Origin of the sequence: Burkholderia sp. 9120, assembly GCF_000745015.1 — a bacterium.
In the GTDB taxonomy this organism is placed as follows: domain Bacteria; phylum Pseudomonadota; class Gammaproteobacteria; order Burkholderiales; family Burkholderiaceae; genus Paraburkholderia.
This window is the reverse complement of sequence record NZ_JQNA01000001.1, coordinates 1682039-1695938: the sequence shown is the minus strand read 5'-3', so window position 1 is coordinate 1695938 and position 13900 is coordinate 1682039. Positions and strand designations below refer to the sequence as shown.

The window sequence follows — 13900 nt, the reverse complement described above, 5'->3', positions numbered from 1 at the left end:
TTACTTCCTTGTTTCGTGGGCCGCGCGGGCTTCCTGCATCAGCGCCTCGATCTCGTCGGCGGCGACCGGCACGTCGCGCGTGATCAGCTCGCAGCCGGTCGGCGTGACGATCGCGTCGTCCTCGATACGGATGCCGATATTCCAGTAGCGCTCGGGCACGCCCTCTGTCGGGCGGATGTACAGGCCGGGCTCGATGGTCAGCGTCATCGACGCCTGCAAGGTGCGCCACGGCAACACGCCCGCTTCGTCGCGCGCCGCGCCGCGTTCGCGGTAGTCGCCAACGTCGTGCACGTCCATGCCGAGCCAGTGGCCGGTGCGGTGCATATAGAAGGGCGCGTAGGCGCGCTCGGCGATCACGTCGTCGACCGAAGCGAACTTCGCGCGGTCGATGATGCCGGTGTCGAGCAAGCCCTGCGACAGCACGCGCACGGCCGCCTGATGCGGATCGTCGAAGGTGGCGCCGGCGCGGGTGGCGTCGACGGCGGCCTGCTGCGCGGCCAGCACGATGTCATACAGCTCGCGCTGCGCCGGCGTGAAGCGGCCGCTGGCGGGGAAGGTGCGGGTGATGTCGGACGCGTAGCCGTCGAGTTCGCAGGCCGCGTCGATCAGGATCAGGTCGCCGTCTTGCGCCACCGCGTTGCCGGCCGGGTAGTGCAGCACGCAGGCATTGGCGCCTGCCGCGACGATCGACGTATAAGCCGGCGCCTGCGCGCCGAATTTGCGGAACGTGTAGAGCAGTTCGGCTTCGAGTTCGTATTCGCGGATGCCCGGATGGCACGCGGCCATCGCGCGGCGATGCGCCTGTGCCGAAATCTGCCCGGCGCGGCGCATGACGGCGAGTTCGTGGTCGTCTTTGACGAGCCGCATCTCGTCGAGCAGCGGGATCAGATCGCCGGCGGCGGTGGGTGTTGCGACGCCGCTGCGGCCTTGCGCGCGCACCGTGTCGAGCCAGCCGCGCACCTGTTTGTCCAGTTGCGCCGAGCTGCCGAGCGCGTAGTGCAGCGACGGCTTGTCGGCGAGCAGCCGCGGCAGTTGCACGTCGACGTCGCCGATTGCTAACGCGGCGTCGAAACCGAACGCTGTCCGCGCACCCTCGGGACCGAAGCGGAAGCCTTCCCACGTTTCGCGCTCGACGTTCTTCTCGCGGCAGAACAGGACCGACGCCGGTTCGCCGGACGCGGCGCTGGCGTCGAGCACCAGCAGCGCCTCCGGTTCGGTGAAACCGGTCAGGTAGTAGAAATAGCTGTCGTGCCGGTACGGATAATCGGCGTCGCGGTTGCGCAGCGCTTCCGGTGCGGTGGGGACGATGGCGACGCCGCCGCCCGTCGCGCGCAGCGCGGCGAGGACGCGCTCGCGGCGCGTTCGGTAGACGTCGATGGCGAGGGTGGGTTCGGTCGGCTGGTTCATCGTGCGATTGTAGCGCCCAATGCACGGACTTATTTTGCGCGGATACTGGTCGCAGCGTCGCCGTGCCGCTGTTGCAATCCATCCACAGCGAGTCTGCATGCGGCTTGCGAAGAGGCGCCGGTACACTCGCGAAGGCCGCCAAGCACTTATACTTTCGCCGGATTCAGACAAAGGCAGATGGTAATGATGAAACTCATCGGTTCGCTCGGTAGCCCGTATGTGCGTAAAGCGCGGATCGTGCTGGCCGACAAGAAGATCGACTACGAACTGGTGCCCGAGAACGTCTGGGCGCCCGACACCACGATTCACACCTTCAATCCGCTCGGCAAAGTGCCGTGCCTCGTGATGGAAGACGGCGAAGCGGTGTTCGACTCGCGGGTGATCTGCGAATACGTGGATACGCTGTCGCCGGTCGGCAAGCTGATTCCGCAGTCCGGCCGTGAGCGCGTGGAAGTGCGCTGCTGGGAAGCGCTCGCCGACGGCATTCTCGACGCGGCGGTGCTGATTCGCCTCGAAAGCACGCAGCGCGCGCCGGAGTTGCGCGTGGACGCGTGGGTCGCGCGCCAGCAACGTAAGATCGACGAAGCGCTGATCGCGATGTCGCAGGGTCTGGGCAGCAAGACGTGGTGCGCGGGCAATCACTACACGCTCGCCGATATCGCCGTGGGATGCGCTTTGGGTTATCTGGATTTCCGCATGCCCGAGTTGAACTGGCGCGAACCGTATCCGAATCTGGATAAGCATTTCCAGAAGCTCTCGCTGCGGCAGTCGTTTATCGATACGGTGCCGGCGAATTGAGTCGCGAATTGAGTCACGCTGGCTGGGAAGTTTGAGTATTGCAAAATGCTGTCAATCAAGCTTCCAGAATAATGAATTAAAGCTTACGTTTGTGGTAAAAATGCGCCTGCCCGTCAGGCGCATTTTTTTTGTCTGTCGCGTGGCGCAATGGCTTATGTGGTTTATGCAATCAACATATTCGGTGAATTGGCCGATGAATTGCAGCCATTGCGAATAGGCGCCGTATGAGAGAACGCGCCGCTCAAATCAAACAACTTCGCACAGAGACTTCCACCATGAAACCTTATCGCTTTGTCATTGCCGCTTCCGCCTGCGCATGGTTTGCGGCCTGCTCGAATGTCGGCACTGTCGATCCGTCCGCGTTGATCAAGTCCGGCCAGATGGCCACCCAGGCCGCCACGCTGAGCGACGCCGACGTGCGCGCGTTGACCGACAAGTCCTGCGCGCAACTGGACGGCGAAAACAAGATCGCCGCCGCGAACAGCAAGTACCAGAAGCGCCTGAACAAGATCGCCACGCAACTGGGCGACAACATCAACGGCACGCCGGTCAACTACAAGGTGTACATGACCAAAGATGTCAACGCATGGGCCATGGCCAACGGTTGCGTGCGCGTCTACAGCGGCTTGATGGACATGATGAACGACAACGAAGTGCGCGGCGTGGTCGGCCACGAAATGGGTCACGTGGCGCTCGGCCACACGAAGAAGGCGATGCAGGTTGCTTATGCGACGTCGGCGGTGCGCGGCGCGGCGAGCTCGGCGGGTGGCCTGGCGGGATCGCTGTCCGGCTCGCAACTGGGCGACTTCTCCGAGAAGCTGATTAACGCGCAATTCTCGCAAACCCAGGAAAGCGCCGCCGACGATTATTCGTTCGATTTGCAGAAAAAGAAGAAACTGGATCCGTCGGGACTGGTGACGGCGTTCAACAAGCTCGCGCAACTGGATGGCGGTCAATCGAGCATGTTCAGCTCGCATCCGTCGTCGCCGGAGCGCGCGCAACATATTCAGCAGCGGATTGCTTCGAATCAGTAACAGCCCATGAATGAAAAACGCGCGCTCTGGAATGCCAGCAGCGCGCGTTTTTGTTTCCGGGCGTTATGTTTTGTGCGGTGATCAATCTAATCGCATGGCTTTAAACATCATCGCCGGGTAAGGCGTTTTAGGACGTTTTACGGCGTCGGGTAATGCCCGGCCCAAATGCAAATCCAAATGCCAGCAGCAGCAACGACACCGCCAGCACCGTGTTATTGCCGCTCGTCACATACGGCGTGCTGCCGGACGTGCCTTGCACCGTCACGTCGAGCGAGCCGATCGTGAACGGCTTGAGGCGGCCGAGCACTTTGCCGTTCGCATCGATCGCGGCGGTCATGCCGGTGTTGGTGGCGCGCAGCATCGGCCGGCCGGTTTCCAGTGAACGCATGCGCGCGATCTGCAGATGCTGGTCCAGCGCGATCGTGTCGCCGAACCAGGCAAGGTTGGTCGAGTTCACCAGCACGCCGGCCGGCGTGTCGCTTTCGCGAATGCTGCGGGCAATCTCTTCACCGAAGATGTCTTCGTAGCAGATGTCGACCGAGACCGGCTGGTTGTGCACCATGAACGGCTTCTGCACCGGCGCGCCGCGGAAGAAATCGCCGAGCGGAATGTTCATCAGATTGACGAACCAGCGGAAGCCCCACGGCACGAACTCGCCGAACGGCACGAGGTGGTGTTTGTCGTAGCGGTACACGTCGCGGGAACCGGGCGTGACGCCGAACAGGCTGTTCGTATAGTCGGTCAACTGGCCTTCCGGCGTGACCGTGCCGCCGAGTGCGCCGAACAGGATGGCGCTGCCGGTCGAGTCCGAAAAACGGCGCACTGCCGACGCGAACGGCGCCGGCAATTGCTGGATGAAAACCGGAATCGCCGTTTCCGGCGTGACGATCAGATCGGCGGGCTTCGACGTGATCATTTGCTGATACATGTCGATCGCGGCGCGCATGCCGGATTCTTCGAACTTCATCTCCTGTTTGACGTTGCCTTGCAGGAGACGCACGGTCAGTGGCGCGTTGGCGGGGACCGTCCATTGCGCGAGCGGCAGCAGCAGACCGGCCGCGATCAGCGCCAGCGCGATGACGCCGGGCAGGGCGGCGCGGACGCCGCCGGGTTTGCCGTTTGGTTGGCCGCCGTCAGCGGTGTTCCGGTTATTGCCGCCGACATCGCCGACACCACCGGCAGCGCTCCCGCTCGCCTGGCGCAAAGCCGTCAATTGCATCAGCGCCTGCACGATCAGTGCGGCCACCAGCGCTAGTACCCAGCCCACGCCATACACACCCGCCACCGGTGCAAAGCCGGCGAACGGGCCATCTACTTGTGCATAACCGCTCGCGAGCCACGGAAAGCCGGTGAACACCGTGCCGCGCAGCCATTCGCCGATCGCCCACGCGCTCGCGAACGCCAGCGCGCCATGCCAGGTCGGCGAGAACGGCGTGCGGTCATCCGCCGCGCCGTTGCGCGCATGACCGGCGCAGAACGACCACAGCGCAGCGGCGAATGCCGGATAAATCGCCAGATACAACGAAAACAGCACGACGGCCGCGCCAGCGAGCGGCGCGCTCATGCCGCCGTAGAAATGCATGCTGACGTACAGCCACCACACGCCGCTGACGAAGTTGCCGAAGCCGAACGCGCCGCCCGTGAGGGCCGCGCTTTTCCAGCCGGTGCTGCGCGTGAGCCACGCGAAGTAAAACGCGAAGATCGCGAGTTCGAGCCAGCCGCCATGCGGCGTCGGCGCGAATGAAAGCGTATTGGCTGCGCCGGCGACGACGGCAACGAGGTAATGCCAGCGGGGCAGCGCGCGGCCGCGGACGTCTTGAGCGGCAGAAGCGCTCACGCCGCGGCGCGAACGGGAAGTTATCGGGTCGGCCATTGTTGCGCGGTCGGCGTGAGGTGTTGAGGAAGCGAAGAAAGCGAGCCCGTGAGGGCTAAGCTCAGGTCTGCACGTGCTGCGCTTCGCGCTCGCGCTGGCCGGCCAGCGGATCGCGGCGCACCAGCAGCATGTGGATCTGGCGGGCGTCGCCGCGCAGAATCTCGAAGATCAGATCGTCGAGGCGAACCTTCTCGCCGCGATGCGGCACGCGGCCGAAATGATGCGTGACGAGTCCGCCGATCGTATCGACTTCGTCGTCCGGGTAATCCGTGCCGAAGGCTTCGTTGAACTGCTCGATCTCGGTCAGCGCACGCACGCGGAAACGTCCGTCCGGCGACGCGATGATGTTGCCGCTTTCCTCGTCGAAGTCATATTCGTCTTCGATATCGCCGACGATCTGTTCCAGCACGTCTTCGATCGTGATCAGGCCGGCCACGCCGCCGTATTCGTCGACCACCACCGCGAGGTGATTGCGATTCACGCGGAAGTCGTGCAGCAGCACGTTCAGGCGCTTCGATTCGGGAATGAACACGGCGGGGCGCAGCATGCCGCGCACGTCGAACTCTTCTTCGGCGTAATAGCGCAGCAGGTCTTTCGCCAGCAGCACGCCGATGATGTTGTCGCGATTGCCCTCGAACACCGGATAGCGCGAGTGCGCCTTTTCCAGCACGTAGGGGATGAATTCGGCGGGACTGTCCGCGATGTTGATCGCGTCCATTTGAGCGCGCGGCACCATGATGTCGCGGGCGCTAAGCTCGGAGACCTGGAAGACCCCTTCGATCATCGACAGCGAGTCGGCGTCGATCAGGTTGCGCTCGTGCGCGTCCTGCAGGATTTCCAGAAGTTCTGCGCGCGAGTCGGGCTCGGGCGAGATGAAGTCGGTAAAACGCTCGAGGAGTGAGCGCTTTTCTTGCGGTTTGTCGAGTTGGCGTCGACTGGGATACGTGTCGTTCATGGTAGTGCGCCCGGCGAGTCTGGGCGCGCTGTTGCAGAGCATTAAGGATACACCAGGCACATGGCAGGACCGTGTCCCGCCGGGCCGGGCGAAGAGTGAAGCAGGGGTGAGGCGCGGTAAACGCACTGCGCCGCAAGGGCGCGAGTGGGTCAATCCTAACTGATTACGCGAACAACGGCGTTTTGAAGCAAAAAAGTACACGTGATGGCCGACATGCGCGACGCCATGGCGGCCGTTGCTAGCGGATTAGATGATGTGCGGCAGGGCACTGGCGCTGACTACGCCCGCCGGCCGGCGCTGTCCGGGCGATCGGCATCGGGGCCGGCTTCGCGGCTTTCTTCGCGGCAGCGTTCCAGCAGCGCTTCGAGCGCGCGATCCGGCATGCCGCTTTCGCGCAATGCGTCGACAGTGCGGCTGACGTAATCGAGCGTGGTGCCGTAGCGGCCGCACGCGCAGCCGAACACGGTCTTGACGACGTCGTCGCGCAGTTTGCCGGTGTAGCTCGCCACGTCGCGGCGCATCACGAACGCCAGCGCGTCGACGCGCCGGCCGTCGGCGAGTACGCACGGCAGCCACGCCGGGCGGTACGAGCCCATGGCCATTTCGCGGCGCCACAAGGCTTCCAGATGCGGCATCGCGCCGTCAGCCGCGACGCGAAACGCGATGCCGGTGCACGAGCCGCCGCGATCGAGCGCGAGCACGAGGCCCGGTTGCTCGGGCGTGCCGCGATTCACGCGCGACCACAAATACAGTCCGCGGTGATAGCCGTGCACTTTCGAGCGGCTGGCTTCGGCAGTGGGCAGGCCGGGATTCCAGATCAGCGAGCCATAGCCGAACAGCCATAGATCGCTCTTCCGGTCCCAGTCGCGCAATGTGCACTCGAGCGACGCGCGCAATTCCTCGTCCGTCAGCAGCCTCGATTCGCCGAGCGCCGGCGGGTAATCCGGGCAGGGTGTGCGGGTCGCGGCTTCAGGGGATGAGGTACTCACGGCGTGCTTTCGGCGAGATTAAATGGGGTGGCTACAGGTAAGGATCCGGAAAGCCGAGCTTGCCGAGAATCTCGGTTTCGATCGCTTCCATTTCCTCGGCTTCTTCTTCGACTTCGTGGTCGTAACCCTGCGCGTGCAGCGTGCCGTGTACCAGCAGATGTGCGTAGTGCGCGAGCAGCGGCTTGCCCTGTTCGGCGGCTTCTTTTTCCACCACCGGACAGCACAGGATCAGGTCGCCCGTGACCGGATCGTCTTCCGTTTCGGCATAGGCGAAGGTCAACACATTGGTCGAGTAATCCTTGCCGCGATAGCTGCGGTTCAGCGTGCGGCCTTCTTCGGCGTCGACAAAGCGCACCGTCAGCTCGCCGTCCGCGAACAGCGCCGCCTTGATCCAGCCGGCCACCGTGGCGCGTGGCAGCAGCGCCTTGTGTTCCGGCCAGGTCTTGGCGGCGGGGAATTGCAGATTCAACGTCAGTTTCGGGGCGCGACTCATGCTGATTGGATGTATTGCGGTTTTTGCAGCGGCATAAAAGAACAACTCAGAACAATGCAGTTCAGCGCGAATCAACGCGAATCCGCCGGACCGGCAGTTTTCTGCGAATGCGCATCGTACGCCTCCACAATCCGCGCGACCAGCGGATGCCGCACCACGTCCGCGCTGGTAAAGCGCGTCATTGCGATGCCGCGGACGTCCGACAGCACCTGTTGCGCTTCGTTCAGCCCGCTCTTGTGGCCGCGCGGCAAATCGACCTGGGTCGTGTCGCCGGTCACCACGGCCTTCGAGCCGAAGCCGATCCGCGTGAGGAACATCTTCATCTGTTCGGGCGTGGTGTTCTGCGCCTCGTCGAGGATGATGAACGCGTGGTTCAGCGTACGGCCGCGCATGTACGCGAGCGGCGCGATTTCGATCATCTGCCGCTCGAACATCTTGGCGGTTTTGTCGAAGCCGAGCAGGTCGTACAGCGCGTCGTACAACGGCCGCAGATACGGGTCGACCTTCTGCGCCAGATCGCCCGGCAGGAAGCCCAGACGCTCGCCCGCTTCCACGGCCGGCCGCGTCAGCACGATGCGTTTGACCTGATCGCGTTCGAGCGCGTCCACCGCGCAGGCCACCGCGAGGTAGGTCTTGCCGGTGCCGGCCGGACCGATGCCGAAGGTGACGTCGTGGGCGATGATCTGCTTCAGATACTCGCGCTGCGCCGGCGTGCGGCCGCGCAGATCCGCGCGCCGCGTGTACAGCTTCGGGCCGAGCGCTTCGAGGTCGTCTTCGGCGCCGTCTGCGGGCTGGTCGAACGGATGGTCGGGATTGCCCGGGAAACGCGGATCGCCCGCTTCGTCGCCGTTCGTGCCGCTACCGTTGCCGTTCGGCCGATGCCGCGCCGGATGACGCACCTCGATGAGCGCGAGCTGGATGTCGTCGATCGACAGCGGCGCGCGCGCCTTCTCGTAGAAGTTTTCAAGCGCGGTAAGCGCGAGTTTCGCGCCACGTCCGCGAATCGTGATGCGGTGGCCCCGGCGTTGCAGCGTGACGTCGAGCGCCTGCTCGATCTGCCGCAGGTTTTCGTCGAGCGGTCCGCAGAGGTTGGCGAGCCGCGCGTTGTCGTCGCGCGGTGCGGTGAATTCCAGATGCTGCTGAGTGGTCTTCAAGGCGGTGGTTCGATCCTGTCGGTTTCGATACGCGGAGTGGGCGGCGCGGTTCGCGCAGCGGGTTATTTACTGTCGCTCAGTGGGTCGTGGCGGGCGCGTCGTCATGCACCAGCACCAGTTCGCCACGTAGCGAATGGGGGTACGCATGGACGATTTTCACGTCCACCATCTGGCCGATCAGTCGCGCGTGCGACGCAACCGGCGCCGGAAAATTCACCACCCGGTTGTTTTCGGTGCGGCCCGCGAGTTCGTTCGGGTCCTTGCGCGCCGGGCGTTCGACCAGAATGCGCTCGATCTTGCCGACCATCGAATCGCTGATGCGCTGCACGTTTTCTTCGATCGTAGCCTGCAGATGTTGCAGGCGCTTGAGCTTCACTTCGCGCGGCGTGTCGTCGTGCAGATTCGCGGCGGGCGTGCCGGGACGCGGGCTGTAGATGAACGTGAAGCTGGTGTCGTATTGCATCTCGTGCACGAGCGCCATCATCTTGTCGAAGTCTTCTTCGGTCTCGCCGGGGAAGCCGACGATCATGTCGGTGGACAGCGACAGGTCAGGGCGGATCGCGCGCAGCTTGCGGATCACCGATTTGTATTCGAGCACCGTGTAGCCGCGCTTCATGGCCATCAGAACGCGGTCGGAGCCGTGCTGCACCGGCAGATGCAAATGGCTGACGAGCTTCGGCACCTTCGCGTAGGTGTCGATCAGGCGCTGCGTGAATTCCTTCGGATGCGACGTGGTGTAGCGAATCCGTTCGATGCCCGGAATATCGGCGACGTATTCGATCAGTTGCGCGAAGTCGGCGATTTCGGTCGAGCCGAGCGTGATGCCGGCACGGTACGCGTTGACGTTCTGGCCGAGCAGCGTGACTTCACGCACGCCCTGGTCGGCGAGGCCGGCGATTTCGGTCAGCACGTCGTCGAGCGGACGCGACACTTCTTCGCCGCGCGTGTACGGCACGACGCAGTAACTGCAGTACTTGCTGCAGCCTTCCATGATCGACACGAACGCGCTCGGACCGTCGACGCGCGCCGGCGGCAGGTGATCGAACTTTTCGATTTCCGGGAACGAGATGTCGACTTGCGCGCGGCCAGTTTCACGGCGCTTGTCGATCATTTGCGGCAGACGGTGCAGCGTTTGCGGACCGAACACCAGATCCACGTAAGGGGCGCGCGCCACGATCGAGGCGCCTTCCTGGCTTGCCACGCAACCGCCCACGCCGATGATCAGATTCGGGTTCGCTTCCTTCAACTCGCGCACGCGGCCGAGTTCGGAGAAGACTTTCTCCTGCGCTTTTTCGCGCACCGAGCAGGTGTTGAACAGAATCACGTCGGCATCTTCCGGCGTGTCGGTCTTGACGAGGCCTTCAGCCGCGCCGAGTACGTCGACCATCTTGTCGGAGTCGTACTCGTTCATCTGGCAGCCATACGTCTTTACATAAACTTTCTTGGTCATCGATTTTCGCCGGTCGCAGTGGTTAACCTGGGGGCGTCTTTTAAAAGGTGGAGTGGGGGGCAGAACAGGCAGGCAAGGCGCTGCGTAACTCAATATTATAGCCCTTCAACGGCCGGGCTTTCCGCGCCCGCGTTGCCGCGCGGCCGCTCCGGCGGCAAGCCCAGCAGGCTTTCCAGTTCGCCCGAGACCTGCGCGAAGCGCTCGCTCAGGAAATCCAGCAGCACGCGCACGCGCGGCGCCATGAAGCGGTTGCGGTGGTAGAGCGCGTGCAGCGGCGCGTCGGGATAGCGCCAGTCGGGCAGCAGCACTTTCAGGCCGTCGGCGCGCAGATCCGCTTCCACGTCCCACATCGACTTGATCACGATGCCGTAGCCGCGCAGCGCCCATTCGCGGGCGACGGCGCCGTCGTTGGTCTCGCGGGCAGTTTCGAACGGCACCGTGTAGTGCTGCGTTTCGTCGCCGCGCGTGAAGCGCCATTCGTTCGCGAGGCCGGTCGCGGTGCCCAGCACGATGCAGTCGAAATGGGCCAGATCGAGCGGATCTTTCGGTTCGCCCTTGCGCGCGATGTAATCCGGCGACGCGCATAGCACGCGCCGGTTCGGCGCCAGTTTACGGGCCACCAGCGAACTGTCTTGCGGCACGCCGAAGCGGATCGCCAGATCGATGTCTTCCTGTACCAGATTCGACAGCGAATCGGACAGCGTCAGCGCGAACGTCACCTCCGGGTAAAGCGCGTTGAACTCGTCGAGCCAGTGCATCAGCAGATTGCGGCCGAAATCCGACGTCGCCGAAATGCGCACCTTGCCGCGCACCACGCCCTGGCCCGCTTGCAGCGCGGCTTCGGCGTCGTCGAGCGATTGCAGCGCCTGGCGGCAACAGTTCAGGTAGAGGCGGCCTTCGTCGGTGAGCCGGAGCTGGCGGGTGGTGCGCTCGAACAAGCGCGCTTTCAGCCCGGCTTCCAGTTTGGCGAGGCGCGCGCTCGCGGCGGCCGGCGTCAAACCCATCTTGCGGCCCGCCGCCGACAGGCTGCCCTGCTGCGCCGCTTCGACGAAGAGGCGGATGTCACCGAGGTTATCCATCGCGTGGCTTTCAAAAATAATTTGATAATGCTTCAAATGCTACGCCAATTATCAAACCGTCGCTCAGCGCCGACAATCCACTCCTCGAAAACCCTAATGCCTTGCGCTGAGGCGTTCACACCATGCAACTCGATCACGCAACGATCGTCACCGCCGACCTCAACACTGCCCGACGTTTTTTCGTCGACGTCGTGGGCCTGGTCGACGGCGCGCGTCCGCCTTTTTCGGTCGACGGCTACTGGCTGTACGCGAACGACGGCCGGCCGGTGATCCATCTGATCGACGCGACGGTGCCCGCCGTGACCGGCCGAGCGGCGCCGCGTATCGACCACATCGCGTTCCGGCTGGAGAGCGCCGCCGAGTGGCAGGCGTTGCTCGGGCGTCTGCACGCCACTGGCGTGGATTACCAAAGCGCGCAGGTGCCGCAGATGGGACCGCAACCAGCCGAACTGCAGCTCTTCGTGGCGCTCGCGCCGGGCGTCGTCATCGAATTCGTGACGGCGCTGCAGCACGCTCAATCTTGATTCATGGAGTCTTAAAAAATGCCCATTCCATTACTCGCGCTAGCCATTAGCGCATTCGCGATCGGTACGACCGAATTCGTCATCATGGGCTTGCTGCCCGACGTCGCGCGCGATCTGTCTGTCTCGATTCCGTCGGCGGGTTTGCTGGTGAGCGGCTATGCGCTCGGCGTCGCGGTCGGCGCGCCGCTGCTGGCGGTCGTCACCAGCAAGATGCCGCGCAAGCTCGCGCTGCAACTGCTGATGGGCGTGTTCATCGTCGGCAATACGCTGTGCGCGATCGCGTCCAGCTATTCCGTGCTGATGATCGCGCGGGTCGTGACCTCGTTCGCGCATGGCTCGTTCTTCGGGATCGGCGCGGTGGTGGCGGCCTCGCTGGTGCCGGCTGAAAAGCGGGCCAGCGCGATCGCGCTGATGTTCACCGGCTTGACGCTCGCGAACGTGCTCGGCGTGCCGTTCGGCACTTTCGTCGGTCAGGAATTCGGCTGGCGCGCGGCGTTCTGGATTGTCAGCGTGTTCGGCGTGCTGTCGCTGGCAGGCGTGTCGCTGCTGGTGCCGAATCGTCACGACGCTGGTCCGGTCGGTCTTGGTCATGAAGTGCGCGTGCTGAAGGACCCGCAGGTCTGGACCGCGCTCGCGATGACCGTGCTCGGCTTCGGCGGCGTGTTCGTGGTGTTCACTTATATCGCGCCGATTCTCGAGCAGGTGAGCGGTTTCTCGCCGCGCGGCGTGACGTTGATTCTGGTGCTGTTCGGTGTGGGGCTCACGATCGGCAACACGGTGGGCGGCAAGCTCGCGGATCGCGCGCTGATGCCTTCGCTGATGGGTATTCTGGTTGCGCTCGCGGTGGTGATGGCGATTTTCGCGCGCACCAGTCACTCGCAGGTGGCGGCGGCGATCACGATCTTCGTGTGGGGTATCGCGGCGTTCGCGACGGTGCCGCCGTTGCAGATGCGGGTGGTCGAGAAGGCGGCCGCGGCGCCGAATCTGGCGTCGACGTTGAATATCGGCGCGTTCAATGTGGGCAATGCCGGCGGCGCGTGGCTGGGTGGGTTGGTGATCAACCACGGGCATTCGCTGGATACGTTGCCGTGGGTCGCGGCTGCGGTCAGTGTGGTGGCGTTGCTGTTGACGTGGTTTGCCGCGCGGAGGGATGCGCCGGGTTCGGCGGTGGCGCAGCGGGCTTAAAAACTGGCGCGGCGGCGCATATGAAAAATTCGCACAAGCTTTGCGAGAATCGTCCTCCGCAATGCTGATAACAGTGTGAAGATAACTTCGTTGGGCGTGGCCAATCGCGATGCTATCTTGCTTCCACTAACTGCTTGCCCGCCGTCCGGCGGCGCTCCTGGAGGCAATCATGCATTCCCCGCTTGCGCTGGTTCGCGATCCCGCGGCTGATACCGCAGCGTCGCCGCGTGCCGCCGAACCTTTCGATGCACTCGAACATCTCGTCGGCGTGAATCTGGCCCGTTTGCGCGCCGAGCGGCAACTGTCGCTCGACGCGTTGGCCCGCGCTTCCGGCGTGTCGCGCGCCATGCTCGCGCAGATCGAATCGGCGCGCAGCGTGCCGTCGATCAAAGTGCTGTGCAAGGTCGCGGCCGCGTTGAAAGTATCGGTCGCCGCGTTTCTGCGACGCCATGCGACCAACGGTTTTGAACACTTGCCGGCCGAGCGCTCGTCGCGGCTCTTCAGTGCCAACGGTCGCTATTCGGCGCGACCGCTTTATCCGGATGCCGAGCCGACCGTCGCCGAGTTTCACGAGTTGCGTATCGCGGCGTTGCATACCGAAGCCGGCACGCGTCGCGCGCCGGGCACCACGGTGAATCTCGTGGTCAGCGAAGGCACGCTTGAAGTCAGCGTGCACGACCAGCGTCAATTGCTCGCCACGGGCGACGCGATCGTGTTCGACGCCGACCAGCCGCACAGCTTGCGCAATCCCGGCGACACCGAAGCGCGCGCATTTCGCGTGACGTTGAAGGCTGAAACGCCGCCGCGTTGGGACGTGCCGGCGTCGCACGAGACCGTGCGTGAAACCACGACGCACGCCGCCACGTGCGACACCGCACATGAAGCGCATGACGCCCATGAACCGGTCCGCGAGGCCGCGCCAGTTTGACCGTAGTTTCAGAACGGACGCGCTCCACACC

At 64.0% G+C, this 13900-nt stretch carries 13 protein-coding genes; 5 read left to right on the top strand and 8 right to left on the bottom strand.

Going from position 1 to position 13900, the window contains the following annotated elements:
* Window positions 1–1407: an aminopeptidase P N-terminal domain-containing protein gene (locus FA94_RS07565; RefSeq protein ID WP_035548516.1), complete on the bottom strand. Its 1407-nt coding sequence runs from the start codon at window positions 1405–1407 to the stop codon at window positions 1–3.
* A gap of 183 nt (window positions 1408–1590) precedes the next feature.
* Here FA94_RS07565 and FA94_RS07560 point away from each other — a divergent pair, with 183 nt between their 5' ends.
* Entirely contained in the window at window positions 1591–2205 is a 615-nt protein-coding gene (locus FA94_RS07560) for a glutathione S-transferase C-terminal domain-containing protein (RefSeq protein WP_176058812.1), read from the top strand.
* A 275-nt stretch (window positions 2206–2480) separates the two neighbouring features.
* The gene (gene loiP, locus FA94_RS07555; RefSeq protein WP_035548510.1) at window positions 2481–3239 is read left to right on the top strand and encodes a metalloprotease LoiP; all 759 of its coding nucleotides are present in this window, start codon (window positions 2481–2483) and stop codon (window positions 3237–3239) included.
* Window positions 3240–3366: 127 nt separating this feature from the next.
* Here loiP and lnt read toward each other — a convergent pair whose 3' ends face one another.
* From lnt to FA94_RS07520, 7 genes are all read right to left on the bottom strand, one after another.
* Window positions 3367–5112 (bottom strand): apolipoprotein N-acyltransferase, encoded by a 1746-nt coding sequence (gene lnt / locus FA94_RS07550; protein WP_035548508.1) that lies wholly within the window; start codon window positions 5110–5112, stop codon window positions 3367–3369.
* Window positions 5113–5173: 61 nt separating this feature from the next.
* Complete coding sequence (locus FA94_RS07545; protein WP_035548505.1) at window positions 5174–6067, bottom strand: CorC family transporter; 894 nt, start codon at window positions 6065–6067, stop codon at window positions 5174–5176.
* Between the two features lie 278 nt (window positions 6068–6345).
* The gene (locus FA94_RS07540; RefSeq protein ID WP_035548502.1) at window positions 6346–7056 is read right to left on the bottom strand and encodes a gamma-glutamylcyclotransferase; all 711 of its coding nucleotides are present in this window, start codon (window positions 7054–7056) and stop codon (window positions 6346–6348) included.
* A gap of 31 nt (window positions 7057–7087) precedes the next feature.
* On the bottom strand, window positions 7088–7549 hold the full coding sequence (gene ybeY, locus FA94_RS07535) for an rRNA maturation RNase YbeY (protein WP_035548500.1): 462 nt from the start codon (window positions 7547–7549) through the stop codon (window positions 7088–7090).
* A 71-nt stretch (window positions 7550–7620) separates the two neighbouring features.
* A complete protein-coding gene (locus FA94_RS07530) occupies window positions 7621–8703 on the bottom strand; it encodes a PhoH family protein (protein WP_035548497.1) in 1083 nt (360 codons plus the stop codon).
* Window positions 8704–8779: 76 nt separating this feature from the next.
* Window positions 8780–10153 carry a tRNA (N6-isopentenyl adenosine(37)-C2)-methylthiotransferase MiaB gene (gene miaB / locus FA94_RS07525; RefSeq protein ID WP_035548494.1) on the bottom strand — a complete coding sequence of 458 codons (1374 nt, stop codon included), beginning with the start codon at window positions 10151–10153 and terminating at the stop codon, window positions 8780–8782.
* Between the two features lie 95 nt (window positions 10154–10248).
* Complete coding sequence (locus FA94_RS07520) at window positions 10249–11232, bottom strand: LysR family transcriptional regulator (protein WP_035549504.1); 984 nt, start codon at window positions 11230–11232, stop codon at window positions 10249–10251.
* A 122-nt stretch (window positions 11233–11354) separates the two neighbouring features.
* Between FA94_RS07520 and FA94_RS07515 the strand changes: the two genes are divergently transcribed.
* The 3 genes from FA94_RS07515 (at window position 11355) to FA94_RS07505 (ending at window position 13869) form a co-directional block, all read left to right on the top strand.
* Window positions 11355–11756 (top strand): VOC family protein, encoded by a 402-nt coding sequence (locus FA94_RS07515; protein WP_035548491.1) that lies wholly within the window; start codon window positions 11355–11357, stop codon window positions 11754–11756.
* An 18-nt stretch (window positions 11757–11774) separates the two neighbouring features.
* Window positions 11775–12941, top strand: a complete 1167-nt coding sequence (locus FA94_RS07510) for an MFS transporter (protein ID WP_035548488.1) — start codon at window positions 11775–11777, stop codon at window positions 12939–12941.
* Between the two features lie 169 nt (window positions 12942–13110).
* A complete protein-coding gene (locus FA94_RS07505) occupies window positions 13111–13869 on the top strand; it encodes a helix-turn-helix domain-containing protein (RefSeq protein WP_502690835.1) in 759 nt (252 codons plus the stop codon).
* The last annotated feature ends 31 nt before the right edge of the window (window positions 13870–13900 follow it).